Source organism: Cohnella sp. SGD-V74, assembly GCF_003001675.1.
Taxonomy (GTDB): domain Bacteria; phylum Bacillota; class Bacilli; order Paenibacillales; family Paenibacillaceae; genus Cohnella.
The window spans coordinates 272,744-285,944 of sequence record NZ_PVYW01000010.1 but is presented as its reverse complement, the minus strand read 5'-3'; the positions used below and the strand labels follow the sequence as shown (position 1 = coordinate 285,944).

Annotated in this window: 12 protein-coding genes; 2 read left to right on the top strand and 10 right to left on the bottom strand. The window is 58.5% G+C overall.

Annotation, left to right across the window (positions count from 1 at the left end):
- Positions 1-705: 705 nt before the first annotated feature.
- The 6 genes from prmC to B0G52_RS17090 form a co-directional block, all read right to left on the bottom strand.
- Complete coding sequence (gene prmC, locus B0G52_RS17115) at positions 706-1,677, bottom strand: peptide chain release factor N(5)-glutamine methyltransferase (protein WP_369827076.1); 972 nt, start codon at positions 1,675-1,677, stop codon at positions 706-708.
- A 7-nt stretch (positions 1,678-1,684) separates the two neighbouring features.
- A complete protein-coding gene (gene prfA / locus B0G52_RS17110; RefSeq protein WP_094046455.1) occupies positions 1,685-2,761 on the bottom strand; it encodes a peptide chain release factor 1 in 1,077 nt (358 codons plus the stop codon).
- 381 nt (positions 2,762-3,142) lie between these two features.
- The gene (locus B0G52_RS17105) at positions 3,143-4,270 is read right to left on the bottom strand and encodes a stalk domain-containing protein (RefSeq protein ID WP_158223747.1); all 1,128 of its coding nucleotides are present in this window, start codon (positions 4,268-4,270) and stop codon (positions 3,143-3,145) included.
- A 161-nt stretch (positions 4,271-4,431) separates the two neighbouring features.
- Positions 4,432-5,970, bottom strand: a complete 1,539-nt coding sequence (locus B0G52_RS17100) for a type 2 periplasmic-binding domain-containing protein (RefSeq protein ID WP_094046451.1) — start codon at positions 5,968-5,970, stop codon at positions 4,432-4,434.
- 70 nt (positions 5,971-6,040) lie between these two features.
- Positions 6,041-7,141 carry a redox-regulated ATPase YchF gene (gene ychF / locus B0G52_RS17095; protein ID WP_094046449.1) on the bottom strand — a complete coding sequence of 367 codons (1,101 nt, stop codon included), beginning with the start codon at positions 7,139-7,141 and terminating at the stop codon, positions 6,041-6,043.
- A 132-nt stretch (positions 7,142-7,273) separates the two neighbouring features.
- Positions 7,274-8,170, bottom strand: a complete 897-nt coding sequence (locus B0G52_RS17090; protein ID WP_094046447.1) for a DUF6612 family protein — start codon at positions 8,168-8,170, stop codon at positions 7,274-7,276.
- Between the two features lie 73 nt (positions 8,171-8,243).
- Between B0G52_RS17090 and B0G52_RS35955 the strand changes: the two genes are divergently transcribed.
- Together B0G52_RS35955 and B0G52_RS17085 are read left to right on the top strand one after the other, a co-directional pair.
- Positions 8,244-8,387 (top strand): hypothetical protein, encoded by a 144-nt coding sequence (locus tag B0G52_RS35955; RefSeq protein ID WP_198960668.1) that lies wholly within the window; start codon positions 8,244-8,246, stop codon positions 8,385-8,387.
- Between the two features lie 389 nt (positions 8,388-8,776).
- Complete coding sequence (locus B0G52_RS17085) at positions 8,777-9,346, top strand: hypothetical protein (RefSeq protein WP_143762579.1); 570 nt, start codon at positions 8,777-8,779, stop codon at positions 9,344-9,346.
- A gap of 59 nt (positions 9,347-9,405) precedes the next feature.
- On the opposite strand, the gene B0G52_RS17080 is transcribed toward B0G52_RS17085, so the two are convergent.
- From B0G52_RS17080 to B0G52_RS17065, 4 genes are all read right to left on the bottom strand, one after another.
- Positions 9,406-11,433 (bottom strand): YhgE/Pip domain-containing protein, encoded by a 2,028-nt coding sequence (locus tag B0G52_RS17080; protein WP_094046443.1) that lies wholly within the window; start codon positions 11,431-11,433, stop codon positions 9,406-9,408.
- A gap of 81 nt (positions 11,434-11,514) precedes the next feature.
- A complete protein-coding gene (locus tag B0G52_RS17075; RefSeq protein ID WP_094046441.1) occupies positions 11,515-12,090 on the bottom strand; it encodes a TetR/AcrR family transcriptional regulator in 576 nt (191 codons plus the stop codon).
- A gap of 158 nt (positions 12,091-12,248) precedes the next feature.
- Positions 12,249-12,560, bottom strand: coding sequence for a thioredoxin (gene trxA / locus B0G52_RS17070; RefSeq protein WP_094046439.1), 312 nt, complete (start codon positions 12,558-12,560; stop codon positions 12,249-12,251).
- A 99-nt stretch (positions 12,561-12,659) separates the two neighbouring features.
- Positions 12,660-13,085: an RrF2 family transcriptional regulator gene (locus tag B0G52_RS17065; RefSeq protein ID WP_094046437.1), complete on the bottom strand. Its 426-nt coding sequence runs from the start codon at positions 13,083-13,085 to the stop codon at positions 12,660-12,662.
- Positions 13,086-13,201: the final 116 nt, after the last annotated feature.

Below are 13,201 nucleotides of genomic sequence, written 5' to 3'. Positions count from 1 at the left end.
TTGAGTGGCTAGAATGGAACTGTAAATATATGAAATCAAAGTAATAGGAATACAATCCAGTTCACTATGTGAGCATTTATGCAACGCTAGTGCGCACGACGTGCTTATCCCCCACCTCCGGCTCCAGCCTAGACCAATAAGCCCGCACGGCGTGCTTATCCCTCGCCACCGGACCCAGCAAAGACCAATAAGCGCGCACAGCGCGCTTATCCCCCGCCTCCGGCCCCAGCACAAACCAATAAGCACGCACAGCGCGCTTATCCCCCGCCTCCGGCTCCAGCACAGACCAATAAGCACGCTCGACGTGCTTATCCCCCCACCTCCGGCTCCAGCCTAGACCAATAAGCCCGCACGGCGTGCTTATCCCTCGCCACCGGACCCAGCAAAGACCAATAAGCGCGCACAGCGCGCTTATCCCCCGCCTCCGGCCCCAGCACAAACCAATAAGCACGCACAGCGCGCTTATCCGTTCCCTCCCTGTTTCTTCTCTAGGGCGTGTATGCAAACCGGCTCAGCGGCATCTATCCCCGCCTTTACGCCCTGCTTCGTCACTTTTGCTTGACGCACCTCCGGTACGCCTTCACAAAAGCTCCTTGCATGGAACGAAAATTCGGCAATATCTGCTTTCCTCGGAGGTTGCATACTCGCCCTAGCAACTTGGCTAAGGGGATACCCTTTTTATGACTCCGTTTGTGTATCCGGAACTCACCGAACCGCCACCACATGCCGCTCGATGCCGGCGTAGTCCACAACAAAGCGGATCTCCGCCCAATCTGCCGCAGCCCTCAACAGCTCCGCGACATCGCGAGCCTGACCTGCTCCGACCTCCCAAGCGACGATTCGCGGCAATTGCGGCAACTCCTTTAGCTGCCCTGCCATCGTCCGATACGGATTCAGCCCGTCGTCGCCCCCATCCAGCGCCAGATGCGGCTCGTGATCGCGTACCTCGCGCTGTAAGCCCGGGATGTCCGACGACGGAATATACGGAGGGTTGGACACGAGAATATCGACGACAAGTCCACCGTCCGCAGCAGACTTCAGAAACGGCGTCAGCAAGTCCCCTTGAACAAACGAGATGCGCCCGTCCGCCCCATGCTTACGCGCATTGCCGCGAGCCACTTGCAGCGCCGCCTCCGACAAGTCGGACGCGGTCACCCGCCAGAACGGCCGTTCCGCCGCCAGCGTGACCGCCAGCGCGCCGCTTCCCGTGCCAACGTCCAGCACGATGGGAGCGAATGGGGCGGGGGCTGAAGCTGCCGCCTGCCCCTTCGCAGCCTCCCCGGCCCCGTCGCCGCTCTCCGGCGGCCAGATCAAATCCCCGGCCTGCAGCACGGCCTCAGCCAGAAGCTCCGTCTCCGGACGCGGAATAAGCACCGCCTCCGTCACTTCGAATGCCCGCCCGTAAAAAAACTGCTCCCCGATCACATACTGAACAGGAACCCCCGTCGCCCGCCGCTCCAGCAGTTCCTCCCATTGCTCCCTCTTCCCGGGAGGAAACGGTTCCCGCCAATCCCGCAGCAGCTCCGCCTTCCCGACGCCCAGAGCATAAAGAAGAAGAAGCTCCGCGTCCGCGTTCGCTTCCTCGACCCCGGCTTGCCCCAGTCGATCCGCGCCCGCTCGCCAGGCTTCTCCCAACGTCGGCGGGCGGCCAGAAATTCGTTCCAAGCTCACGCCCAGCCCTCCATTATTGCTTCATCTGCTCGCGTTCAAGAATTTCGGCCTGCTCGGCCAGCGTCAGCGCCTGGACGATCTCGTCCATGTCGCCGTTCAGCACATACTCCAGACGGTGCAGCGTGAGGCCGATCCGATGATCCGTCACCCGGCTCTGCGGAAAATTGTACGTGCGAATCCGCTCGCTGCGATCTCCGGTTCCGATTTTCTCCCGTCGTTCGCCGGAATATTTGGCCTCTTCTTCTTGACGTTTGACGTCCATGATCCGCGTCCGCAACACCTGCAGCGCCTTATCCTTGTTATCGTTCTGCGATTTGCCGTCCTGGCAAGTCGCCACGATGCCCGTTGGTACGTGAGTGACGCGTACGGCCGACTTCGTCGTATTGACCGACTGGCCGCCGGCTCCGCTGGAGCAGAACGTATCGACGCGAATATCCTTGTCGTGAATGACGATGTCCAGCTCTTCGGCCTCCGGCATGACGACGACCGTCGAGGTCGACGTATGGATGCGCCCGCCCGACTCCGTCTCCGGAACCCGCTGTACGCGATGGGCGCCGCTCTCGTACTTCATCTTGCGATAGGCGTCCGGTCCGCTGACCGAGAAAATGACTTCCTTGAACCCGCCGAGATCGCTCACGCTCGCTTCCAGCATCTCCGTACGCCAGCCTTGGCTGTCCGCGAATTTGGCATACATCCGGTACAGCTCCGCCGCGAACAGGTTCGCTTCTTCCCCGCCGGCCGCGCCGCGAATTTCGACGATGATGTCCTTGCCGTCGTTCGGGTCCTTGGGCAGCAGCAGGAAGCGGACTTTCTCTTCCAATTCCGCGCGCCGTTCGTCCAGCTCTTCGATCTCGAGCTTGACCATCTCGCGCATCTCGTCGTCCAATTTATCCTCCAGCATCGCTTTCGCATCCTGCAGCTGCGCCAGCACTTGCTTATATTCTTCGTAAGCGCGGTACGCTTCCTCCAGCCCGGCCTGCTCCTTCGCATAGGTTCTAAGCCGCGTGGAGTCGTTCACCACGTCCGGATCGCTCAGCAATTCGTTAAGCTTCTCATATCGATCCGCCAAAACTTGCAGACGGTCTAGCACTTGTCCTCATCCTCCGCTCGCTTGCAGTGTTTACATCACCCCTTATTATAGCATACGATGGCCAATTCGTGCGGATACGGCTTGGCGGTTCAAATCGGTCCCGACAACGAAGAGGCTGTCCCACAAGTAAAGAAAGTCGTACTGAACGATTATCGATGGATGCATGGCAATAGGCATCTATCTCCTTCCGCTGCTATACGATCCTGAAATGGGAACGATAAACCCGTCGCAATGTAATTTCAGGACCGTATCAGGCAGTCTCCAGGAGATAGATGCCCTTCTTTTTCATCGATAATCTTGTACGACTCTATTTACGGGACAGCCTCTTCCTGCTTGTTAATTGTTCAATTGTCGGGCCCGCCGCCGGCGGCAGACTCCCGATTACTTCCGAGGAAGAATGCCGAGGAACGCCTTCGATTCCGGATCGAAGATCATGACGATCGGCCCGATCAGGGCGTCCTGGTCCGTGCTGTACACGACGGAGATCACCTTGCCGTTCACGGCTTGAATCTCTTTAAGCTTCTTCTTCTGTTCGTCCGTCGCGAGCATCACGTTGATATTCCCCGAATCGACTTCCTCGACCCGAGCGTCTTCCTTCTTCGTCGTTACGTGCGACTTCTGATCTTCAGGAATGCTCTTCCAGCTCAGCTCGCGATACTCCTCGACCGTCGCCGGAGCGAGCTGCTCCTTCTCGGTCAGCACGACGAGATAGTGAAGCGGGCTTTGCGGCGGCAGGCTCTTCGTCATGATCGGACCGTAGTAGGCGCGAACCTTGTCTCCGGCTTTCAGATCGGCGAACGGAACGTCGAAGCCTTCCGTCGTCATGACGCCCGTGCCGCTGCTCGCATTCAGCACGATCGACGTCGTCGTTTGTCCGTCCTTCGTCTCGCCGAACTTCACTTGCCAGCCGTCCTCGGTTTTCTCGACCGACTGGATGACGTCTTCCTTGACGAGCGACGGTCCGCTGACGACAACTTTACTCGCATGGGACTGCCCCGGATAACTCAACGCGATGACCGGGCCGAACTCGGCCATGATCCGCGTTCCCGCTTCCAGGTCGGCGACGGCGATCGCTTGGCCGCTCTCGTTCGTCAGCTCGGTGTCCTTGTCGACGTAGAGGATCATCCAGCGCTGGTCCCCGTGACCGAGCAGCTCGATCCGATACTGCCCTTCCTTGTCCGTCGGCGCGATATCGACGATCACGCCCACCATTCTCAAGTATTCCACCGCTTGCTCTTCCTTCGAGTTGATTTGGATTTCCTTCGTCTTCGGATTCCAGTTCAGCGTGTATCCGAGCTCGGTCGCCGTTTCGCGCGCCGGCAAGTACGCTTTTCCGTTAATGTAGACCGGATTCAAGGAAGTTTTGTCCCCGTTCACGGATACGACGATATCTTTATGGAACACCCCGGTAACTTTGCCGACCAGTCCGCTCGCGCCTACGGCCGCAGCGGCGCTCGTGCCCAACAGTCCTACGGCAGTCAGTACGACCAACAGTTTTTTCTTCTGCATCATCAATTCTCCTTTCGGAAATCGGTTGAAGCCTTCCGGCAGACCTTCCCGCCCTTGCTTCAATCTCACAGACGCGCCTGCGTTCCCAAATGTTTCATTAGAAAAAACTAATGGAACGAGACCGCCCCCGAATCCATCGAACTCGGGAGCAGTCTCTCGCATCACTTATTGAACTTGGCCATTTCGGCGGTCACTTCTTCGATCGCCTGATTCAGCCCTTTGCTTTCGTAGCCTTTCAGCACCGTCTTCCACATCTCGACCGGATCGTCGTTGCCAAGGATAACCCGCGTGAAGTCGTCGTCGAAGTTGATCGTGGACAGCTTGTCCTTGGCCGGCGTGCTCATCGTGTAAATTTCGAAAGCGGTCGGGATCGGCTGCGTGTTCTCTTCCATCCACTTCAGCTCGTTTTTGACGAACTCCACCGAATCGTCGCCGAACGCCGCTCGGTTCGCCTCGTTGTCCTCCAGAATCGCGGCGTTCCGCCATGCCGCCAGCTGGGAGATGATGTCCATCGAAGGATAGTATTTTTTCAAATCAATGAACTGGTCTCCATCCTTCGGACGGGTAATCGTGTACGTTCCGTCGGCATTCTTCGTGTAGTCCTTGCCCTCGATGCCGTAATCGAACAGCTCCTTCCCTTCGGGAGACAGCAGCCAATCGTAGATGCGCAAAATGCGATCCAGCTTATTGTCGTCGACTTCGGCGTTGATCATGCTCTCCGACCACCACGGGCTGTTGACGTTGCGGTACTTGACGCCGTTCGCGTCGGCCCATGGGTGCAAAATTTTGACGTGGTCGTAGAAGTTCAGGCCCGGGTTGTTCTTCTCCCATTCCGCCTTGACCCCATTGGCCCCGAATACGCCGTTCGTCGTCAACGCGAGCGCGCCCGCCTTGTTCTGATAGAATTGCTGGTTCCGTTCCCCGGCTTTGGCGACCGCGAAATCCGGGTCCAGCGCCTTTTCCTTATACAGCGCGCGAGCCTGGCGCAGCACCTCGTCCATCTTGGAGGAAGCATAGAACGGAATCCATTTGCCGTCCTCTTTCAGCCAGCCCTTGTTGCCGAATTCCGGGAACGTAGCCGAGAAGACGTTCTTGAAGTAACCGAATGTGTTCATGACGATGCCCTGCGTGTCGTTCTTGTTGTTGCCGTCCGGGTCCTGCTCGACGAACGCCTTCAGCAGCGCCTTGAACTCGTCGAAGTTTTGCGGATCTTCGATGCCGAGCTTCTCCATCCAGTCCTTGCGGACGTAGACGGCCCCGTCTACCGCCCATACCGCCCACATCTGGTCGGTCGGGAACGTCATGCGAGGAATCGCATACAGCTTGCCGTCGCGCCGGATGCTGTCGACGCCTTCGATCTCGAACACCTTGCTCAGGTTCGGATAAGCGCTCATATCGTCCGGAAGCGCATGGATCAACTGCTGATTAACCCACTCGTTATAGATCGCCGGAGTGTCGCTGGTGATGCTGTGCGTAATGATATCGGGCAGTTGGCCCGCCGCCGCCCATACTTGCGATTTCTCCTTGTAGTTGTCCCAGCCGATGTCGATCGGCTTGAATGTCACGTTGAAATCGTTCTCAAGCTTCTGCAGCACTTCGTCGCGAGGCTCGAAACCGACCCCGATCCCCCACCAGGAGACCGAGATATCCATATGCTCCGCAAGCGGATCGGCCGGCGGCGGCACGACAACAAGGCGCATGCCTCCCCCTCTTCGGAGACGACATGCACCTTGCCGATTTCATGATTCATTCGGACCGCTCGCCGGCCGATTATACGTTAAACAAGAAATGCATGACGTCGCCGTCCGCGACGACGTACTCCTTGCCTTCCAGCCGCACGAGCCCTTTCTCCTTGGCTGCTTTCATCGAGCCGTTGGCGACCAGGTCCCCGTACGAGACGACCTCGGCACGGATGAAGCCCCGCTCGAAATCGGTATGGATGACTCCGGCGGCCTGAGGCGCCTTCGTGCCTTGACGAATCGTCCAAGCGCGAACTTCCTGAACGCCCGCCGTAAAATACGTATACAATCCGAGCAGCTTATAAGAAGCGCGAATCAGTCGGTTAAGCCCGGACTCGGTCAGGCCGAGCTCTTCCAGGAACATCTCCTTGTCCTCGCCCTCAAGCTCGGCGATCTCGGATTCCACCTTGGCGCTGATATGCACGACCTCGGAACCTTCGGCCGCCGCGAATTCGCGAACTCTCTGAACGTACTCGTTGCCGTCGGCGCTGGCCGCCTCGCCCTCGCTTACGTTCGTCGCATACAATACCGGCTTCATCGTCAGCAGATGAAGGTCGCGTACGAGGCGCGCTTCTTCCGGAGTCAGCTCCAGGCTTCTTGCCGGCTTCTCCGCCGTAAGGGTCGCGTGCAGACGCTCGAGCACCTCAAGCTCCTCTGCGACCTTCTTGTCTCCGCCCTTCAGCCCTTTGCGCGTGCGCTCTATCCGCTTCTCGACCGACTCGATATCGGTCAGGATCAACTCCAGGTTGATGACCTCGATATCGTTGATCGGATCGATCTTGCCGGACACGTGAGTGATATTCTCGTCCTGGAAGCAGCGAACGACGTGCACGATCGCGTCCACCTCGCGGATGTTGGCCAGAAACTTGTTGCCCAGCCCTTCTCCGCGGCTCGCGCCCTTGACCAGTCCGGCAATATCGACGAATTCGAACGCGGTCGGCACGATCCGGTTCGGATTCACGATCTCCGCCAGCTTCTGCATCCGCTCGTCCGGCACTTCCACGACGCCGACGTTCGGGTCGATCGTACAGAACGGGTAGTTCGCCATCTCCGCTCCCGCCTGGGTAATTGCATTAAACAAGGTCGACTTCCCTACGTTCGGAAGGCCGACGATTCCGCACGACAATGCCATTTTATCCTAACACTCCTGACTTCTCGCGACCGCTTGCGCCGCCTGCCGCAAACGCGTCGTCAAGCTGTTCAATTCTCACGCCATTATAACGGAACTGGGCTGCAACGTCTACTGTCCGCCCCGTTCCGCGCCTCACGTTCCGAAATCGAGCAGATCCTCGATCTCGGACGGATCGGGAGCCTCCAGCGCTTCCGGCGGAACGACGATCGGTTGCGTGGCGTTCGGCTTGCTGTACGTGCCGGCCACCGTCTGCCTGACCGGAGTTCGCCGCCCCGGCTCGAGTTCGACGGTCAGTTCCGTCTCGATGCGGTAAGACAGCGGCCAGTGGCGGTCCGCATCGATATGATAATCCACCTTCAACCTCTTCACTTCGAGCTCGTTCGCAATGACCTCTTCGGAATCCGTCAGCCCCAGCGTGCTTTTCAGCAATCCCGCCATAAAAGCCTTCGCCTCCGGGCCGTTGCCTTCATAACGAACAACCGCCGCGTTCCCGCTTCGTTCGGCGCTCAGACTCTCCCCTAATCCCCGGATGCGTTCGATCGCCTTTTCCGGATTGATCTGAAAGTCGGACAGCGTCTCCGCGTTCTCCTCGGCCACCGCTTTGGACAGCCTGCTCCACTCCTCGTATTCGGGCAGGTACATAAAGTAAGCCTCCGGCGTCACGATCGTACGCAGCGTGGACTCTTCTCCGTCGATCACGCTCACGATCGTCTGGTCCAGCTTCAGCGGCTCGCGTTCCGCCTTCCCCTGCATCTCGACCCGTACATACGATCCTTTCGTCTCCCCTGCCGGTCCGAGGTCTTGGCTCATCTGCAGCTCGAAGGCGTATTTCTTCATCGTTGCTGCCGCTCCGGCGGCTTGCTCCAACCACTGCTCGGCAGACGGAGCTCCTTTCGCGGCCGTCGCGGGCGGAATCGGTTCGGCCTCTTTCTCCCCCGCGCAAGACGCGAGCAGCAGCGCCAACGCGCTTATCCCGATTGCGGCTGCCGTCTTGCGCCCAGCGGCCGCCAGCGGATTATTCCTCATCATTTGCCAACCTCCCGGTACGGATAACGCTCTGACGGAATGAGCACAATGACCTCGAAGAGAGGAGGGATTGCCCATGGAAAATCAATCGCACAGAGGCAATTACAAAGGCACGACCCGCATGAAAGCGGAAAATCAGGACATGGCCTTTGTCAACGACACTTTGGAGAACACCAAATCCGTCGCCCCCGTGCCGAAGGCCAAGAAGAAAACCGATTAACTCAAGCCGCAACGCCCGCCCTCCGACAACCAACAGCCCGGATATCCGGCATTCCGCCCGAGGCGGCCTCCGTATGTCCGGGCTGCTGCGCGTCCTTCTGCCCTTAGCTTATCCAGCAGGGCGAAGATCAACGCATCCGCCTTCGCCTCCCACAGAGTGAATAAATATTACATCCCGGCATTTTCCACCGGAACATCTCGGCGATTTCTGCGTCTAAATAAATACTTAACTGCAAGGAGGAATAGACGATGCGAAGCAAGTATCCGCTTCTGGCCGCGGTTCTTCTCGCTGTCCTATTGGCTGGCTGCGGAGCCAACACCAATAAGAACGGGGCAACCGATGCTCCGATAACTTTCCCGCCGACCTCATCCTTGGGGAGCGAGCCTACAATGATTGCGAGCGGAGATCCGTCCGCCGAACCGAGCGGCGAGACCCCGCCTTCGGATAATGAGCAGCCCTCCGACGCCCGAGTCAAGGAGCTTGCGTTCGAAACCGTCGGTTACTTGAGAGAAAGAGACCTCGGCTCTCTGATCACCTTGATCGATCCGGACAAAGGCGTACGCTTCTCTCCTTATCCTTACGTGAACGTCGATACCGACCTCGTGTTCAAGCCGGACGAATTCCCGACCTTCAAGGATACGAACAAGCTGAAGTGGGGCGAAGCGGACGGCAGCGGAGATCCGATCGAGCTGACGTTCAGAGACTATTACGAGCAGTTCGTTTATACGAAGGATTTCGCGGATGCCCCTCAAGTGAACGTCAACCGTATCGCAGGCACGGGCAATGCGCTGTTCAACGTTCCGGAGGTCTATCCCGGCGCTTCTTACGTGGAATTCTACTTCCCCGGATTCGACAAGGAGCTGGACGGCATGGATTGGCAGAGCCTCGTGCTCGTGTTCACGCCCGACGAGGACGATTGGCGCCTTGCCGGCATCGTTCACGGGCAATGGACGATCTGAATGACAAAAAAGGTTGAACGGTCGGGACTTCTCCCTGACCGCTCAACCTTTTTTTCATATTATACCGCCAGCGCCTTGCCTTGCTCCCCTGAATTTCCGCCGCCGTATTCTTTGCGATGCGCGATCATGAAGTAGACGAACGTCATGACGGCGAACAGTGCGAAGAAGGCGAGCAGAATCAGCGCGTTATCCCACATGAAAGCATAATCGCCGCTGGAGATGACGGCTTTCAGGCCGGATACCGAATAAGTCATCGGCAGCCACGAGCTCGTCGTCTGCAGCCAGCCCGGAATCAGCTCCAGCGGGAACGTGCCGGCCGAGCTCGTCAGTTGGAAGATCAGAATGACGATCGCGACGAACCGTCCAGGATGCTGCAGCACCGTAACGAGGAACTGAATCAGCGCCATGAAGGCGACGCTCGTCAAGATCGTAAACAGGAAGAACAGCGGCAAGCTCTGCACCTCCAAGCCCAATCCGTACAGCAGCACCAGGTCGGCGATGACCGCCTGTGCGACGCCGATCAGCACCATCGTCAGCAGCTTGCCGACGAACCAGCTCCAGCCGCTTGCCGGTCGGTTGGCCGGCTCCTTCACCGAATAGACGATCGTCAACAGCAGCGCCCCGACGAACAAACCAAGCGAGATGAAGTACGGAGCAAAGCCCGTTCCGTAGTTCGGAACTTCCGTCGACTTGACGACGTCCAGATTGACGGGATTCGCGAACATGTCGACGACGGTGTCTCCGCCGTTGATGCCCGCCGTCTTCTCGGCCGCTTCGCTCAGCTTGCTCGACAGCTCGCCCGTTCCGTCGGTCAGCTTCAGCAAGCCTTCCGCCATCTGCTGCGCGCCTTCGTCCAGCTTGCCCGTGCCTTCCGCGAACTCGCCGACGCCCTTCTGCAAATCGCCGATACCCTGCTTAATCTGTACAGCGCCTCCGTGCAGCTGCTGGGCCCCGGCCGTCAGATTCCGGCTGCCTTCCGCCGCTTCGCCCAGCTTGCCGCCGAACTGCTCCAGGCCGCCCGCCAGCTGCGACGCGCCCTCCTTCAGCTTAACCGCGCCAGCTGCCAATTGCTCCTGGCCTTTCTTCGCTTCGCCGAGCCCTCCGGCCAGTTGCTTGCTCGCCGCGATCAGACGCTGCATCGCCGCGTCCTCGGCCAGCTCGGGATGCGCCTCGGCGTACTGCGCCAGCCCGGCCGCCAGTTCGCTCGCCCCCGCTTCCAGCTTGGCCGCTCCCGCCGCCGACTGGTCCAGCCCTGCGGCCAACTGCGAAGCTCCCTGCTCCGCCTGCTTCGCGCCTTGGCCCAATTGGCCTCCGGCTTCCGTCAGCTGCGTCAGACCGCCGGACAGCGATCCGCCGCCCTGCTGCAAGTCGGCCAACCCTTTTTCCAGCTTCGCGCTTCCGTCCGCCAGCTTGCCGACTCCGTTCCTCATCGTCAAGGAGCCCGATGCGAGCTTATTCAGATTTTGCTCCAGCAGCGTCGCCCCGTTCTTCGCGCTGTCCGTGCCGGCGGCGATCTCCGTCGCCCCTTCGCTGGCTTTGCTCAAGCCGTCCGCCAACGTCTCCAACTGCTCGAACACAGTGTGCGTATACGCCTTGGTCACTTCCTGGCTGAGCTCGGTTTTCATTTTCTCGATGGCCGTGTTTCCGATCTGAGCCGCCAGGAAGTTGTAGCTCTCGTTCGGCAGAAACCGGATTTGCGCCGGCGTCGGCTGATCGGTCGTCAGCGTCGCCGTATTTTTCGAGAAGTCCTCCGGAATTTCGATCGCCATGTAGTAAGCATTGTTCTTCAAGCCTTCCAGCGCTTCCGCCTCGTCCACGAACCGGTAGTCGAAATGCTTGCCTTCCTTCAATTTCTCGATAAAGTCCTGCCCGATATGCAGCTCCTCGCCTTCGCGCACCGTCCCTTGGTCCGAATTGACGACCGCGACCGGCAAGTCGACCAGTTTGCCGTACGGATCCCAGAAAGCTCCGAGGAACATCGCGCAATACAGCACCGGCACCGTCAGGATGGCGACAACCGGGATAAGCACCTTCTTATTCCGGCCGATGCCGGACAACTCTTTCGCAAACTGCTTGATTCCTTTCACGAACAACACCCCTAATCATTATGACTATTTCGTTCATTTGGTCAATTTTCGGCAAAAAAAGAAGACAAGCCTCGTGGGACCTCACTCGTTGGCCAGTCCTCGCAACAGATACAATTGGAACAGCTCCGTAATCTTCTCCTTCTCCAGCGGATCGTGGGCCGTCTGCCATTCCGACGCCAGCGCCAAGTACAGCTTCAGCATCACGAACGCCGTCACTTCCGGATCGCAGCGCTTCAATTCGCCCTTGTCGATCGCGGCCTGCACCTTGATCTGGATGTAGGACAGAATCGCGCTCTCCAGCCGGTTCAAGCCTTCCAGCGCCTTCGGCGTGCCGATGTCCCGGACTTCGTGGGCCATCTTGACCGCGAGCTGGTGCTTCTCCCGGAAATCGAGAATCCGTCCGAGGACGCGGTTCAGATTGTCGAAGAAGGAGCCCGCCGGATCGTACTCGGCTTCCGCCACGCGCTTCATCTCCTGGATCAAGCTGTTCATGATCTCGTCGAACAGCTCCTCCTTGTTGTCGAAGAACGTGTAGATCGTACCCTTGCCAACGTTCGCCAGCTTAGCCACCTGATCCATCGTCGTCGCCTTATAGCCGAATAAGGAGAAAGACTGCGCCGCCGCTTCCACGACCTGCTTCCTGCGATCGATCGCCATTACCGCTTGCCTCCCTTGCCGCGAAACTGACTTTCTGACTATAATTCATTTTTGGTCAATCGGTCAGAAAGTATCATATCACGTTCCGGATCGGTTGGCAACAACCAAAAACGCCGCAGCTCCCGATAAGGGACAGCCGCGGCGTTCTCGATGCCAACTTACAGTTGGTTTTGGATTTTCGCTTTCAGCGATTCCTTGCTTTGCAAGCCGACCAATTTGTCGACCGGTTGACCGTCCTTGAACAGGATCAGCGTCGGAATGCTCATAACGCCGAATTGACTGGCCAGCTCAGGCTCTTCGTCCACGTTAACCTTCGCGATGTTCGCCGTTCCTTTCAATTCCTCAGCCAGCTCCTCCACGATCGGAAGCTGCATTTTGCAAGGTCCGCACCACGGCGCCCAGAAGTCAAGCAAGGATACGCCTTGCGCTACGTTCTCGCTGAAGTTGTCTTTCGTAACTACAACTGCCATAAGACATCTCTCCTATCCTCAATGTATAAGTTGATTCACCTATGATGATCGGGCCTTCTGAATGACCCGCTCCATCCCTTGTCGACCGGCCGGACCGGACTACGCCTTCGCCATGGCGGTCAGCCTGGACAGCATCTGTCCGATCGTAATCGATTCGAAATACTGCTCAAGCTGCTGATCCGCGCCGCAGAACACCGCGTTCATCACCTCGCCCATGTTCGATCCGACCAGACAGTCGGATTCGGGGTCCCCGCTGCACCATTTCGGCGCAAGCGAACCCGCGGCCAAGGCCCGATAAACGTCGGCCAGCGTCATGTCTCCCGGTTCCCGCGACAGCTTGTAGCCGCCGCCCGAGCCTTCGCGGGTATCCACGAAGCCGTTCTTGCGCAAGCAGCTCATCACCTTGCGGACGCGCACCGGATTCGTGCATACGTTGGTCGCGATCTCTTCGCTGGAAGCCATTCCATCGGGGCGATGCGCCAAGAGGACCAAGCTGTGGACAGCTATGATAAACTCACTGTTCATTCCTTCAGCCTCCCCGGTGATTACTGTAATAATAACAGTTACAGTTGAGGCTGTCAATAGCCGCGCTCGCTCCGTATTATCCCCTTCCGAACCCAGCTTCTATCCTAGGGCGTGTT

Bases quoted from the DNA above. Each gene is read 5' to 3' on its own strand.
- B0G52_RS17105 (WP_158223747.1), bottom strand. From the start codon at position 4,270: ATGCAGAAGAAAAAACTGTTGGTCGTACTGACTGCCGTAGGACTGTTG.
- B0G52_RS17100 (WP_094046451.1), bottom strand. From the start codon at position 5,970: ATGCGCCTTGTTGTCGTGCCGCCGCCGGCCGATCCGCTTGCGGAGCAT.
- ychF (WP_094046449.1), bottom strand. From the start codon at position 7,141: ATGGCATTGTCGTGCGGAATCGTCGGCCTTCCGAACGTAGGGAAGTCG.
- B0G52_RS17090 (WP_094046447.1), bottom strand. From the start codon at position 8,170: ATGATGAGGAATAATCCGCTGGCGGCCGCTGGGCGCAAGACGGCAGCC.
- B0G52_RS35955 (WP_198960668.1), top strand. From the start codon at position 8,244: ATGGAAAATCAATCGCACAGAGGCAATTACAAAGGCACGACCCGCATG.
- B0G52_RS17085 (WP_143762579.1), top strand. From the start codon at position 8,777: ATGATTGCGAGCGGAGATCCGTCCGCCGAACCGAGCGGCGAGACCCCG.
- B0G52_RS17075 (WP_094046441.1), bottom strand. From the start codon at position 12,090: ATGGCGATCGATCGCAGGAAGCAGGTCGTGGAAGCGGCGGCGCAGTCT.
- trxA (WP_094046439.1), bottom strand. From the start codon at position 12,560: ATGGCAGTTGTAGTTACGAAAGACAACTTCAGCGAGAACGTAGCGCAA.
- B0G52_RS17065 (WP_094046437.1), bottom strand. From the start codon at position 13,085: ATGAACAGTGAGTTTATCATAGCTGTCCACAGCTTGGTCCTCTTGGCG.